The following is a 12,508-nucleotide window of genomic DNA, read 5'->3' on the forward strand; positions in this document are numbered from 1 at the left end:
GTCTCCAGCTTGCGCCCGCGCCCCGGACGCGTCACTCGCGGCAAACCGGGAAACAGTAGAAGAAGTGTTGTCCATGAGCACCGGGGGCGTGATGGGCAGGGGCAGGATGGACAGGGGCGCGATATCGGCAGGGGCCTTGGCGGTACTGGTCCTGGCGGCGGGCTGCAAGGCGGTGGCGGTCGACACGGACGGCGGGCGGTCAGGCGCGGACCGCGGGGCGGGGGTGTCGGCCACCCGGGCGCCGACACGGACCCCGACGCACCCGTCCCCGTCCCCTCCGCCGACGCGGGCCCCGGCGTGGGCCGACACCGCACCCGGCACCTCACCCGACACGCCGTCCGCCGTGAAGGCCGCGCCGCCCCCGCCGCCCGCCATGACGCTCATGCGGGAGGGCGACCACGGCGGACAGGTGCGGGAACTGCAGGCCAGACTGCGGCAGATCGGCTGGTTCCAGGCGGCCCCCACGGGGACGTACGGTCCCCTCACCGCCGGCGCGGTCAAGGGCTTCCAGGCCAAGCGCGGCCTGCCCCGCACCGGCGCCACGGACACCGTGACCCTGCGCAAGCTGCGGGACATGACGCGCGAACCGACGCGGCAGGAGCTGTACGCGGGTGGCGGCAGGCCGGCCGCCGCGCCGGACAAGCGGTGCCTGACCGGCCGGGTCCTGTGCATCGCCAAGAGCAGCCGCACGCTGACCTGGATGATCGACGGCAGGGCCGTGTCGACGATGGACGTGCGGTTCGGCTCGCAGTACACGCCGACCCGCGAGGGCGTCTTCAGCGTCTACTGGAAGTCACGGCACCACGTCTCGACGCTCTACGACACCGCCATGCCGTACGCCATGTTCTTCAGCGGCGGCCAGGCCGTGCACTACTCGTCGGACTTCGCGGCCAGGGGCTACAGCGGCGCTTCGCACGGCTGTGTGAACGTGCGGGACGAGAAGAAGATCGCGAGCCTGTTCGCCCAGGTCCGCAACGGCGACCGCGTCGTGATCTACAAGTGAGAGCCGGTGTCGTCACCTGCGGGTGAGCGGGCCGGACCGGGCCCGGGAAAAGCGGCGTGGGCGGGATCGGGGGAACGTATCCCGCCCACGCCGAGGGCACGGAGCCGAAGGTACGGGGGGAACCCCCGGCTCGTGCGTGGGCCGATGACCAGTCGGCTCACTTCTTACTGCGCCACGGCTTCCGAAAACGTCACACCCCGGCCGGACAGAGCTGTGCGAGGTGCTTACGGCAGGCGCTTACGGCAGGTGCGGCAGCGCGCTGTACGAAGCCGTGGGAGTCGCACCCGGGGCGGCCGGGGAGGACATGGGAGGCCCGGGGACACCGCCGGTGCCACCGCCCGAGCCGCCGTCGTCGTCACCGCCGGAGCCCTTCCCGCCGCCGTCGCCGCCCCCGTCACCGTGACCGCCGCCGTGGCCGTTCCCGCCGCCGTTCTGGTGTCCGCCACCACCCTGATGACCGCCGCCCTGCTGGCCGCCGCCGCCCGAGCCGCCGAGCACCCGGCCGCAGAACGCCTCCACACGGGCCGGGCCCTTGGCGATCTCCTCGAGGCGTCGGCGCTTGCCGCCCTGCAGCTCGCCGCTGCGGTAGGCACGGCAGGCGGCCACCGCCTTGCGGTACCAGTTCCTGGCCTCGTCCCGGTGCGCCGGCTTGTCGCCGCCCGGCTGCTCCGGAGGGTCCGTGGGGTCGTCGCCCGCGTCGCTCTCGCCCTCGCCGTCGGCCCCGGCCTCCGGCGACGCGGTGGACGCGGGCTCCCGCGTCGCCCCGTCGCCCGGTGTCGCGCCCTCGTCCGGGGACAGCTCCTCGGACGGCTCACCGGCGTCGTCCGACGGGGGAGCCTGCGGTTCCTCTGAGCCGGCAGTGTCGGCCGAGGCGGACACGGTGGGGCCGGGGTCGCTGTGCGTGCCGAACGGCGAGGGCAGCACGCCCGTCCCCGCGGCCACGGCAACCCCGCCGATCATGCACCCGGCCAGTGCCGCGGCGATCCCGAAGCGGACGGGGCGGCCCCAGCGGCTGGGCGCGGGACGGCTCCCCGCACGTCCCAGACGCACGGTCTCGCTCGCGGCCGCCTCATGCGCGGCCGTCGCGTACGGCGCGGTCCGCGACCTGCCGCCACCGCTCTGCGGGAGTCCTGCGCGGGCCTCCCTGAAAGCGGCCAACGCGGCGGCTTCGCCCGGGAGTTCACCTGGGAGCGCGGCGGGAGCCGGGCCGGTGAGGCCGTCGGCACCGATGTCGGGGAGCGCAGGGCCGGGACCGGCGTCGGCGTCGAGGCCGGGGCCGGTGCCGGTGCCGGTGCGGTTCTCAGGGTGGCTGCCCTCCCCCGAAGCGCTGCGCCTTTCCGTGCCGCTCCGGTCCCCGTTCCCGTCCTCGCCGCCGCCCCCCGTTTCGGCGAAGCGGTTCTGCGCGGCCAGCGCGGCGAGCGCCGCGGCGAGCCGGTCGGCCTGCGCACGGGCGTGAGGGTCGACGTCTTCGAGGGGCTCGCCGCGCAGCAAACGCTCCGCCGCATCGCGGTCCAGCCACTTGTGCTGCTCGTCGGCCATCACATGTCCTTCTGCGTCCGCGTGCGCGATTGCGTCACACCGGCGGACGTCACCGCGCGGCCGCGCGGCTCTCTTTGCGGGGGTACGGCGTCGAGCGCCTCATGGGGGTCGGCGCCCTGCGAGCCGAGCAGTTCGGCGAGGCGCTTCAGGCCGCGGTGCGCCGCGGTACGGACGGCTCCGGGACGCTTGCCGAGGGTCTGGGCGGCGCTCTTCGCGTCGAGACCGACGACGACGCGGAGGACGACGGCCTCCGCCTGGTCCTGCGGGAGCCGGGCTATCAGGGCGAGGGCCTCACCGGTGGCGAGGGACTCCATCGCCTCCCCCGCGGTGTCCGCGTCGCCCGGCTTGCCGGTGAGCTCCGACTCGTCGCCGCCCACCGCGGGGCGGCGGCCGCGCATGCGGATGTGGTCGAGGGCGCGGTTGCGCGCTATGCGCGCCGCCCAGCCCCGGAACCGGTCCGCGTCACCGCTGAACCGCTCCAGGTCGCGCGCTATCTGCAGCCAGGCCTCGGAGGCGACGTCCTCCGCGTCCGGGTCGGCGACCAGCGTGCGTACGTAACCCAACAGGCGCGGGTGCACAGCGCGGTACACAGTCCGGAAAGCGGTCTCGTCCCCGTCCTGTGCCGCAAGCACCGCGGCGGTCAGCTCCGCGTCGTCCCCCAGCACTCTCTCAATCCTGCCACTCGGAGATCTGCGCCCGGCCCCGGCGCGAAGCAGCACGGTACGGGCTGGGGCACCCCTGCGTCCATGTTTGTACAAACTGCAACTAGTGCGTGACGGAACGCGGTGTGACAGAAAACGCACGCGCGGCGCTGAAGAAGATACGGACCGCACGCGGTTCGTGCCGCGCGCCGGCCGGGGCCTCTCCTGTGGGGGGTGGCGGCCCTGGTCGGCTCCGGCGCGGTCGTCCACCGCGCGGCCGGCCCCAGCCCCACCGCCACCGCGCATCACCTCCCATCGCCCCCCATCCGCTCCCCCAGCCTCCTCAGCCCCCGGTACGCAGCCGTCCGCACCGCCCCGGGGCGTTTGCCGAGTACCCGTGCCGCCGCCGGGGCGTCGAGGCCGACGACCACGCGGAGCAGGACGGCCTCCGCCTGGTCGCGGGGCAGGGTCGCGATGAGGTCGAGGACCCGTTCGGTCGAGAGGGTCTCCAGGGCCGACGACGAGGTGCTGTGCGGGCCCGGGAGTTCGAGGACGTCCTGTTCCAGCGCGGTGGTGCGGGGCCGCGCCCGCCGGCGGCGCAGGTGGTCCAGGGCCCGGTGCCGGGCGATCGTCGCGGTCCAGGCGCGGAAGCCCGCCCCGTCGCCGTGGAACCGCGCGAGGTCCCTGGCGATCTCCAGCCACGCCTCGGCGGCGACGTCCTCGGCCGCCTCGCCGTCGGTCCCGACGAGGCCGCGCAGATAGCCGACGAGCCCCGGCTGGACCAGGCGGTACGCGACCGCGAAGGCGGCCTCGTCCCCCTTCTGGGCCGCCGCGACGGCCCTGCCCAGCTCCTCGTCGTACGGCTGTGTGCGACGGGGTCCCCCACGCTGGCCCAACCCGCTCCCATCCGGCCGCTGCGGGCACGGGCCACGGCGCCTGTGCCTCCACGGTCGACAGCGTCACCGGGGGCGGAAATGTCACGCTCACCCGGGGCCCGGGCCCACGCTCACACCTCGAAGAGCGAGCCGCCGTCCCCTCCCTCGGGGAGGAACCGCGAGATGTCCAACGTCTGTTCCGCGGGCGGGGCCACCGCGTGGACCGGTTCGTCGTACTCCGAGAACCGCAGGAGCATGGCCTCGCCGTTGCCCACCTGCCGGACGCCGACCACGTACGGCTCGCCGTCCGCGGCGACGTACAGCGTCATCTTCTGCCCGTGCGACTCACCGGCGAGCGGAATGACGTCCTGGCCGTAGCGCCGGATCGGGTCGAGGGCCTTGAAGGTCTCGCCCTCTTCCGGAGTGCCGGGCATCGTCCCGGTGAGTTTGTCGAGGTCGCAGTTGGTCGTCGGGGTCGCGGCCCCCGAGCCGTTTCCGGTGCCCTCGGGCAGCTTCAGGTACTTCCCGCGGGCGAGCGCCGTCCGCTCCCGGACGCGCGCCGCGGCCTCGGGGTCCCGCCCCGCCGCCATCGCGTCGATCGCGTCGAGCGACTCGTCGGCGTAGCGCGCGTAGGCCGCGTCCCCGGCGACGACGATGAGCCGGCCGCGCTCCATCGGGCCCATGTCGTACGTGCCCGTGCAGTTGCCGTCGCGGTCCATGTGCAGCACGCCGGTCCGGGTCCGCGCCGCCTTGGTCATGTCGACGGCCATGCGCACCGACTCCGCCTCCTTGAGAAGCCGCATGCCCTCAACGGCCAGCTCCCTGCCGCGCTTCTCGTCCTCGGGCACGAGCTCTTCGAGGGTGCCGCCGGAGTACGTCACTTGCCGCTCCGTGGCGCAGGACGCGAGCGCGCCCACCGCGAGGCAGAGCGCGGCGGCCCGTATCCCTCTTCTGTTCTTCCCCACCCGCAACCCCGCCCCTGACCTCGACTCACCCCACGACTTCACCACTGTCACATGACCCAGCGCACCGGCCCGCCCGCGCGTCACGCCCGGGGCGTGCGGGATACGTCACGCGACAAATCACCCGCTCCGCTACAACCCTTTGCGAGGGCGATCAGTCGTACGGACTCGCTGAGTTCACCGGCAATTCGCTGAGGGGTGGGGTATTTGAGTCCGCGCAAACCACGTGAGAAGGCGCGTACCACGCATGCGTACAGACCGCTGAGTCTGCGGCGCAGGGCGTTGCTGACGGTCGGGGCCGTCGTCCTCGGCGGCGCGGGGGCGGCGACGTACGCCATGGCCGGTCCCGGCGACGGGCAGAGGTCCGGCGCCGACCCGCGCGCCGAGCGGCCGGCGAGCGTGCACGATCTGGCGCTCGAAGCCGGTGATGCGACGAAGCGGACGCTGCCGCGCACGGAGACCGAGCAGTTCTCGCTCCTCGGCGTCTCGTGGAGCGGTGCCGCCGTGGAGCTGGACGGCTCCGCGCAGGTCCGCACGCGCGCCATCGGTTCCGGCTCCTGGACCGGCTGGCGCGCCCTGGACCTGGAGCCGCACCGCGCGGAGAAGGCGGAGGCGGGCCCGCGTGCCGCGTCCGACCCGCTCTGGGTCGGGCCTTCGGACGGCGTCGAGGTCCGCGTCGTCGCCGAGGGCGGCTCGTCAAGTAACGCTCTGCCGGGGGAACTTGAGGTCAACCTCGTGGATCCGGGCGTGACCGCCGAGGAGGCGCGCAACCCGGCGCTCGACGGCGGCGCGAAAAGCACGGGAAGCACGGCAAGCACGGAAAGCAAGGGGATGACCGGCACCACCGGCACCACCGGCACCGGCACCGGCACGGCCCTGTCCCCCGCGGCCTTCGCCCCCGCCGACAAGGCCCCCGCCCCGGCCGGGCCCACGCCCCCGCCCTCCACCGTCACCCAGCCCCCGGTGATCGGCCGGGCCGCCTGGGGCGCCGACGAGTCCCTGGTCAAGGACGCGCCGGATTACAACGACAAGGTCAAGGCGGTCTTCGTCCACCACACGGCCGGTACGAATGACTACAGCTGCGCCCAGTCGGCGGCGCTGGTCCGCGGCCTCCTGACGTACCACGTGCGGACCGAGGGCTGGAACGACCTCGGCTACAACTTCGTCGTGGACAAGTGCGGCCAGATATTCGAGGGCCGCGGCGGCGGCATCGGCCTGCCCGTGCGCGGCGCGCACACCTACGGCTTCAACGGCGACTCGGCGGGCATCGCCGTCCTCGGTGACTTCGAGGGCGACCCGGCGACGAACACGCCCGCGGGCAGGCCGACCCGGGCCGCCCTGGAGTCGGTGGCGCGCGTGACGGCGTGGAAGCTCGGCCAGTACGGCGGCGACCCGAACGGCAAGGTCACGCTGACCGCGGCCGACGACACCGGCGTGTGGAAGAAGGGCGAGCAGGCCTCGCTGCGCACCGTCTCCGGCCACCGCGACGGCTTCTCGACCCTGTGCCCCGGCAAGAACCTGTACGCCGGGCTCGGCGAGATCCGCCGCTTCGCGGGCAGCGCGGGCAAGAACTCCGCGATCCCGACGGCGGACTACAACCGCGACGGCATCACCGACCTGATCGCCGGCACCCCGAAGGCGTCGTCGAGCCGCGGCCGCGTCACCGTGGTCCCCGGCGGCCTCGGCGGTCCCGTGGGATCGTCCCGCGTCTCCCTCACCCAGGCGAGCCCCGGCGTCCCCGGCAACTCGGAGAAGGGCGACGACTGGGGCGCGGCCACGGCGTGGGGCGACCTGAACGCCGACGGCTACGCGGACCTCGTGATCGGCGCCCCCGGCGAGGACGACACCTCGGGCCACGCCGACCGCGGTGCGGTCACCATGCTGTACGGCCCGAAGTTCACGTCCGGCACGGACATGCAGCTCTCGGACGACTTCCACTACCCGGGCGCCAGGTTCGGCTCCGCGGTCGCCTCCGGTGACTTCAACGCCGACGGCAAGGCGGATGTCTTCGCGGCGGCGACGGGCACGGGCGGCTCGTGGGCCGCGCGGCTCGACGAGGACCACGAGTCGGGCGGCAGCCTCACCTCGGGCGACACCGCCATCGCGTACCCGGACGCCGCGTCCGGCGACTTCAACCGCGACGGCTACGGCGACGTGGCGCTCACCTACCGCGACCAGGCGGGCAAGGGCAAGGTCGCCTGGTTCCGGGGCGGCCGCTCCGGGCTCAGCCGGGTCGGCGTGCTCTCCGTCCCCGGCGGCCGGTCCGTCGCCGTGGGCGACGTCAACGGCAACGGCTACGACGACCTGGTCATCGGCCAGCCCTACACCGCCGAGTCGGGCGCCCACGCAGGCGGCCAGGTCACGGTGGTCCCCGGCACGTCGACGGGGTTCACGACGACCGGCATGAAGACGGTGCACCAGGCGACGTCCGGCGTGCCCGGCGCCGCCGAGGCGGGCGACGCGATGGGCTGGTCGGTCGCGGCGGGCGACTACAACCTCGACGGCTACGCGGACGTCGTCACGGGCGCCCCCGACGAGGACATCACCCGCGCCGGCAAGAACCGCAAGGACGCGGGCACCTCGCTCCTCCTGAAGGGCTCGTCCGCCGGCCTCACCGGCTCGGGCGCGAAGGCCTTCTCGCAGGACGAGCCCGATGTCCCCGGCTCCACGGAGACCGGCGACCGCCTCGGCTCCTCGGTGACCCTGGCCGACCTGTCCGGCTTCGGCCGCGCGGACCTCGCCATCGGCGTCGACGGCGAGGACGCGGGCGACGGCACGATCCTCCAGCTGGACAGCGGCAGTTCGGGCATTCCCGGGTCGAGCGGCGTCTACTACGGACGTACGCTCCTGGGCACCCCGGCGGGCGCCCACCTGGGACAGACGCTGACGCCGTAGCCCCACCCCGCGCGCCGCTCCCCCGGCGAGGGGGCGGCGCGCGGGCTCCGGGCGCCGTTCACCGGCGATCCCGCCGCCGTCGCCGCCCCAGTCGCCGTACTGCAGCGCGATCTCGCGCAGTACCTCGGTCACTTCCGAGCGGCTCCCCGGTCACTGCTCGGCCTGCTCACGGCAGTCGGTGAGGGCGCAGTCGACGTACACGACGGGGACGCGCGGCCCGAAGTGCCGTCGTACGCACTTGAGGAGCCGTCCTTTGCCCGTGCCGGGCCCGCCGGCGAGCAGCACGACGGGGAGGCCGGGACCGTGGAGCAGGTCCCGTCCGCGTCCGGCGGCGGTCCTGCCGAGCAGCCGGGTGATCAGGCCGCCGTCGTCCAGCAGCTCATCGAATCCGAGTTCATCCGGCACGGGCCTCTCCGTGGCCGTGACGGCCGGGTCGCCTGATGATGGCTCGTCAGGTAACGAGCAGGTCGGCACTTTGGCGAGAGCACGCCAAGCGCAACGGTGCCACGGTCCTTCCCCCTACCGTGGGGCGCAGGACAGCTGCCGCCCCACGCAGGACTCGCCGGGTTCCGCACGCTGCCGGTACGGGGGCAGGCGGGCGCGGCGCGAAAGGCCCGCGGCGCCCGGCGCCACCGGCGGCACGGCGTCCCCGCCCGCCAACTGCCGGGCCAGCCCGCGCAGTCCGCGGTACGTGGCCGACCGCACCGCCGCGGGCCGCTTGCCGAGCACCCGCGCGACGGCGGGCGCGTCGAGGCCCACGACCACCCGCAGCAGCACCGCCTCGCCCTGGCCGGGCGGCAGGTCGGCGACCAGGTCGAGGACGTGCTCCGTCGAGAGCGTCTCCAGGGCGCGGCCCGCCGTGTCGTCCACGGCCGGGATGTCGAGCATGTCCTGCTCGGTCAGCGTGGCCCGGGGCCTGCTGCCCAGCCGCCGCAGATGGTCGATGGCGCGATGGCGCGCGACCGCCGCGGCCCAGCGGCGGAAGTCGGCGCCGCCGCCGCGGAAGCGGCCGAGATCCCGGACGATCTGCAGCCAGACCTCGGACGCGACGTCTTCCGCGTCGTCGCGGACGAGTCCGCGCAGGAAGCCGAGAATTTCTGGGTGCACGCACCGGTAGACAAGGGCGAAAGCCTCCTCGTCCCCCTCCCGCGCGGCCCCCAGAGCCCGCGTCAGCTCTTCGTCACGAGCCGCTGAACGACGATGTTCCCCACCCTGCGCCACGCTCTCCTCTTCACTCCGTCGGCACCGCCCACCGTGCCCGCGTCCTGCCGCGCCCCGCGTTTCCCGCTCCGCCCCCGCGCCCGGCACACTCTGCCGCAGCCGCCCATAACGAAAGAAGGCTCAAAAACTGCCCGACGGCTCTTTCACGCCGCGCGCCGCGCCCGTCCCGGCAGCGTGAGGTAAAAGGCCTGGAGGGACCCTTCGGAGCCACCCATTCCGCCGCGCTCAAGGCAATTGACGACCTTGCCGAGGGGATTCCATACCCGGCCGTCCGGCATCCGGACGCCGACGGTCTGCCCGAAGAATTCCCGCTGTCCGGCATCGAAATCGATCCAGACGGCGCCGGCGCGGCGGACGAGGACTTCACCTACGTAGGCGCCGAGCCCGAACAGCGTCCCGGCGATCTCGCCCCCATCACGGCCGCCCTTTCGCAGGCCCTCGATGAGGAAGTCGACGACGCGGAGGCTAGCGACGGAGAAGTCAAGAGGCAGCCGATTGCGGGCAGTGGCCCGCGCGACAAACTCCCGGGCCTGCCCCCGCATATCCCCCGCCCGAGCCGCCTGTCTGCCCTCGCCGTCCATGACTGCCACTCCTTCGCCCCGGTGATCCGGAAAGCGCACGACGCGCCCTCGTCCTACTCAGCGCAAGCCGCTCCCCGACCATGACGGCTTTCCGACGTGGCGCTTCTCACCCGGCCGATCCACAAGGCCGGTACAACCCTGGGCGGGACTCACGCGTCGGGCATCGCGATACGAGAATTCTCCTCGCGCCGTCAAGCGTTTGGTCCGTTTTCTTCTCGTCCTGGCGAACGGAGACCGAGGTGTTGTATAACCGGGCGGATTTGCAGAGCGCCCGGGGTGGGGGAGATGGATGAAGGACGAAAACGCGACGGACATCAGGGAAAGCGTCGAGTACGCGGAATTAGGGGAAGCCGTTGTTCCGGAGGATCCCGACGACCCGACGGTCGTCGGTGAGATCTCGGACCGCCGCGTCGTAGCCGTCGGCACGGCGCTCATCGGCATCTGCGCCGCCTTCATCGCGTACGCCCTTCTCGGCGGCGGCGATTCCGATCGGCGGCACCCACTGCCCACGGCCCCCGTGACGTACCGCGTCACCTGCACGGGCACCGCCGACGTCCCGCACCCGGCCGGAAGCGAGCGGTGCTGAATTCCTCCACCTCCACCAGAATTCAAGGGGCCGATATTCGCCCCGGGCTACCGTAGCCACCGTTCGCTTCTCGCCACGGCACTTTCGGTATTGGCGGAAATCCTTCACCACGCTCCGGCGCCGTCAGCCCTGTCCCCGCGCCCGCCGCGACACCACCGCCCGCAGCACCCGTCGCCCTTCCATGGAGACGTCGAGCGCCTGCCGCAGGCCACCCGCCGGGCCCGCGCCCTTGTTGGACAGCAGTTCCAGGATCCGGACCTGGCGCCGGAGTTCGGACGCGACCAGCGGCGTCATGCCGTCCGTGCGGCCCTCGCGGCGCGCCGCCACCGTGCGGGCCCCGCGGTCCGGCGCGGTCTCAAGGAGGCGGTGGACCTGGAGAGCGGCGACGGAGCAGCCGTCCGCCCACTCCCGCACCCCCGACCCCGAATACGCCCGGGGGACGGCGTCGAACATCCGCCGGGCGAGCGCCGCCGCCTCGTCACAGGCCCCGAAGGCCGCTCGGCCCGGCCCCGCCGACCTACCCAGCGCCGAGCGCGCGTCGGCCAGCGGCCCGCCCCAGTCGCCGCCCTCCGCGACCTTCGTCCACAGCGGGCGCAGCAGGTCGTCGTCGCCGCCGAGCACCGGAACGCACCGGTCGAGGCAGGCGAGGCCACTCGCCGCCAGGCCCCGCTCGTCGGCCTGCGCGATCAGCTCCACCAGGCTCATGCTCTACGTCTCCCGTCCCGGACCCTGCACTGCCCCTTACTGCGTGCACCGGCCCGGGAACGTCACTGGCGGACCACGCCGAGGCGGTCGAGGAAGCGGAAGAAGAGCTCCTCCGCCGAGGGCTGGGCAGCCGCGTTCAGCACGTCCAGCAACGGCCCCGCCGGCACCGTTCTGCCCGACTCCGCCGCCCAGGCCACCGCCCGCTGCGCGGCGTCGCGCGGTTCGAGGAAGTAGTCCTCCACGGTCAGTTCGGCGTCGCCGAGGTATCCGGCCATCGCGCTCCGCGCCAGACAGGTGGTCCACGCCCCGCTCTCGGGAGCCGCCGCCTCGACGACCACGCAGTCGCTGGCCATCACATAGCCGAAGAGCGCGGGTGCGCCCGTCTCCATGGCCAGCGTGTTCATGTTCCCGACGTCCCGCGTGCCGTCGCCGCCCGGCACCTCCCACACCTGCCAGCCGTCGGGCCGCCGGTCGAGGAGCGTCAGCTCGTCCCGTACCGCGGCCACCGCCGCGAGCTCCGCGAGCGGCCGCTCGCTCCTGCCGACGACGTAGTACCCCCAGTAACCCATGCCGCGCACCCCCCGTAGTGCTCGTCCCGCGTCATGCCCGTACCGGGCTCCGAGGCCGAATACACCACAGATGTCCGCGGGTTGGCCACCCCGGAAGCCGAAATCCGGAAGCCCGCGTCACGGCGCGGCGAGCGGCCCCGGCACCACCGGCAGCGGCTGCGGCCGCGGCGGTCCCGACCTGGCCTTGCGGTCCTGCATGCCCGTGAGGCGGTGCACGAAGAGGATGGCGAGGACGGCCGCCGCGATGTCGAGCGCGTCGGAGAACATCAGGTTCCCGACGGCCGCCTTGATCTCGTCGGGCTCCTCCGCCCGCCAGTACGACTGGGTGGACCACCGCCCGGCGAGGAGGTTCGCCACCCACAGCGTCCACCAGGCGTTCACGAGCCGGTGCGGAGCGCCGCCCGCCGACGGGTCGAGGGTCGTGCGGTCCAGAGCCACCGAACGGTCGCCGCTCGCGTCCCAGATGTCGACGGCGATCCGCCGCGGGAACCAGAAGTTCAGGACGGGCACGAACCAGGACCCCACGGTCCAGCCGCGCGTCTTGCGGTGGATGTGCGGCTCGAACACCTCGGCGTTCACCCGCACCCGGTGGAACCAGACGAGGAACACGGCGCAGGTCGCGATCAGCGCCCCGGTCTGCAGGAAGCCGGAGACCGCGTACAGCGTGTCGGCGTGCTCGGCATCCCGCGCCACACCCGCCCCGAACTCCCCCGCGAGCAGGTCCGCCATCACGTTCCGCATGACGGTGCCCGCCCACAGCGAGTACAGGTCGGCGGCGATGACGACCCCGAGCAGCGCCATGACCGCCCGGCTGAGGCCGACCGGCGAGCGCAGCCAGGCGGGGCGCGCGGCGGGGGCGTACTGCTGCGGCGGGTGGTGCGGATGGTTCAAGAGGTGTGGCTGGTCCGGATGATCTGGATGGTCTGGATGG

The 12,508-nt window shown here is 73.6% G+C and carries 13 protein-coding genes; 3 read left to right on the plus strand and 10 right to left on the minus strand.

Features of this window, described 5'->3' with window-relative positions:
• Window positions 1-73: 73 nt before the first annotated feature.
• Complete coding sequence (locus tag ACFVYR_RS17835; RefSeq protein WP_384262492.1) at window positions 74-1,003, plus strand: L,D-transpeptidase family protein; 930 nt, start codon at window positions 74-76, stop codon at window positions 1,001-1,003.
• Between the two features lie 237 nt (window positions 1,004-1,240).
• Here the strand turns inward: ACFVYR_RS17835 and ACFVYR_RS17840 are convergent, their stop codons facing one another.
• The 4 genes from ACFVYR_RS17840 to ACFVYR_RS17855 form a co-directional block, all read right to left on the minus strand.
• Window positions 1,241-2,542, minus strand: a complete 1,302-nt coding sequence (locus ACFVYR_RS17840) for a hypothetical protein (protein ID WP_384262489.1) — start codon at window positions 2,540-2,542, stop codon at window positions 1,241-1,243.
• Complete coding sequence (locus ACFVYR_RS17845; RefSeq protein WP_384262487.1) at window positions 2,542-3,207, minus strand: RNA polymerase sigma factor; 666 nt, start codon at window positions 3,205-3,207, stop codon at window positions 2,542-2,544. The genes ACFVYR_RS17840 and ACFVYR_RS17845 overlap by 1 nt, the downstream gene beginning before the upstream one ends.
• Window positions 3,208-3,488: 281 nt before the next feature.
• Complete coding sequence (locus ACFVYR_RS17850) at window positions 3,489-4,079, minus strand: RNA polymerase sigma factor (protein ID WP_384262485.1); 591 nt, start codon at window positions 4,077-4,079, stop codon at window positions 3,489-3,491.
• A gap of 110 nt (window positions 4,080-4,189) precedes the next feature.
• The gene (locus tag ACFVYR_RS17855) at window positions 4,190-5,023 is read right to left on the minus strand and encodes a hypothetical protein (protein WP_384262482.1); all 834 of its coding nucleotides are present in this window, start codon (window positions 5,021-5,023) and stop codon (window positions 4,190-4,192) included.
• Window positions 5,024-5,302: 279 nt separating this feature from the next.
• On the opposite strand from ACFVYR_RS17855, the gene ACFVYR_RS17860 reads away from it, so the two are divergent.
• Entirely contained in the window at window positions 5,303-7,915 is a 2,613-nt protein-coding gene (locus ACFVYR_RS17860; protein WP_384262480.1) for an FG-GAP-like repeat-containing protein, read from the plus strand.
• A 150-nt stretch (window positions 7,916-8,065) separates the two neighbouring features.
• Here ACFVYR_RS17860 and ACFVYR_RS17865 read toward each other — a convergent pair whose 3' ends face one another.
• From ACFVYR_RS17865 to ACFVYR_RS17875, 3 genes are all read right to left on the minus strand, one after another.
• Complete coding sequence (locus tag ACFVYR_RS17865; RefSeq protein WP_384260699.1) at window positions 8,066-8,320, minus strand: hypothetical protein; 255 nt, start codon at window positions 8,318-8,320, stop codon at window positions 8,066-8,068.
• Window positions 8,321-8,434: 114 nt separating this feature from the next.
• Window positions 8,435-9,136 carry an RNA polymerase sigma factor gene (locus ACFVYR_RS17870; protein WP_384260697.1) on the minus strand — a complete coding sequence of 234 codons (702 nt, stop codon included), beginning with the start codon at window positions 9,134-9,136 and terminating at the stop codon, window positions 8,435-8,437.
• Between the two features lie 143 nt (window positions 9,137-9,279).
• Complete coding sequence (locus tag ACFVYR_RS17875) at window positions 9,280-9,717, minus strand: hypothetical protein (protein WP_384260695.1); 438 nt, start codon at window positions 9,715-9,717, stop codon at window positions 9,280-9,282.
• Between the two features lie 289 nt (window positions 9,718-10,006).
• Here ACFVYR_RS17875 and ACFVYR_RS17880 point away from each other — a divergent pair, with 289 nt between their 5' ends.
• The gene (locus ACFVYR_RS17880; protein WP_384260692.1) at window positions 10,007-10,303 is read left to right on the plus strand and encodes a hypothetical protein; all 297 of its coding nucleotides are present in this window, start codon (window positions 10,007-10,009) and stop codon (window positions 10,301-10,303) included.
• 123 nt (window positions 10,304-10,426) lie between these two features.
• Here the strand turns inward: ACFVYR_RS17880 and ACFVYR_RS17885 are convergent, their stop codons facing one another.
• The 3 genes from ACFVYR_RS17885 to ACFVYR_RS17895 form a co-directional block, all read right to left on the minus strand.
• Entirely contained in the window at window positions 10,427-11,008 is a 582-nt protein-coding gene (locus ACFVYR_RS17885; protein WP_384260690.1) for a hypothetical protein, read from the minus strand.
• 62 nt (window positions 11,009-11,070) lie between these two features.
• Entirely contained in the window at window positions 11,071-11,577 is a 507-nt protein-coding gene (locus ACFVYR_RS17890; protein WP_384260687.1) for a hypothetical protein, read from the minus strand.
• Between the two features lie 117 nt (window positions 11,578-11,694).
• Window positions 11,695-12,468: a DUF4328 domain-containing protein gene (locus tag ACFVYR_RS17895; RefSeq protein ID WP_384260685.1), complete on the minus strand. Its 774-nt coding sequence runs from the start codon at window positions 12,466-12,468 to the stop codon at window positions 11,695-11,697.
• Window positions 12,469-12,508: the final 40 nt, after the last annotated feature.

It is taken from the genome of Streptomyces sp. NPDC058284, from assembly GCF_042881135.1.
Taxonomy (GTDB): domain Bacteria; phylum Actinomycetota; class Actinomycetes; order Streptomycetales; family Streptomycetaceae; genus Streptomyces.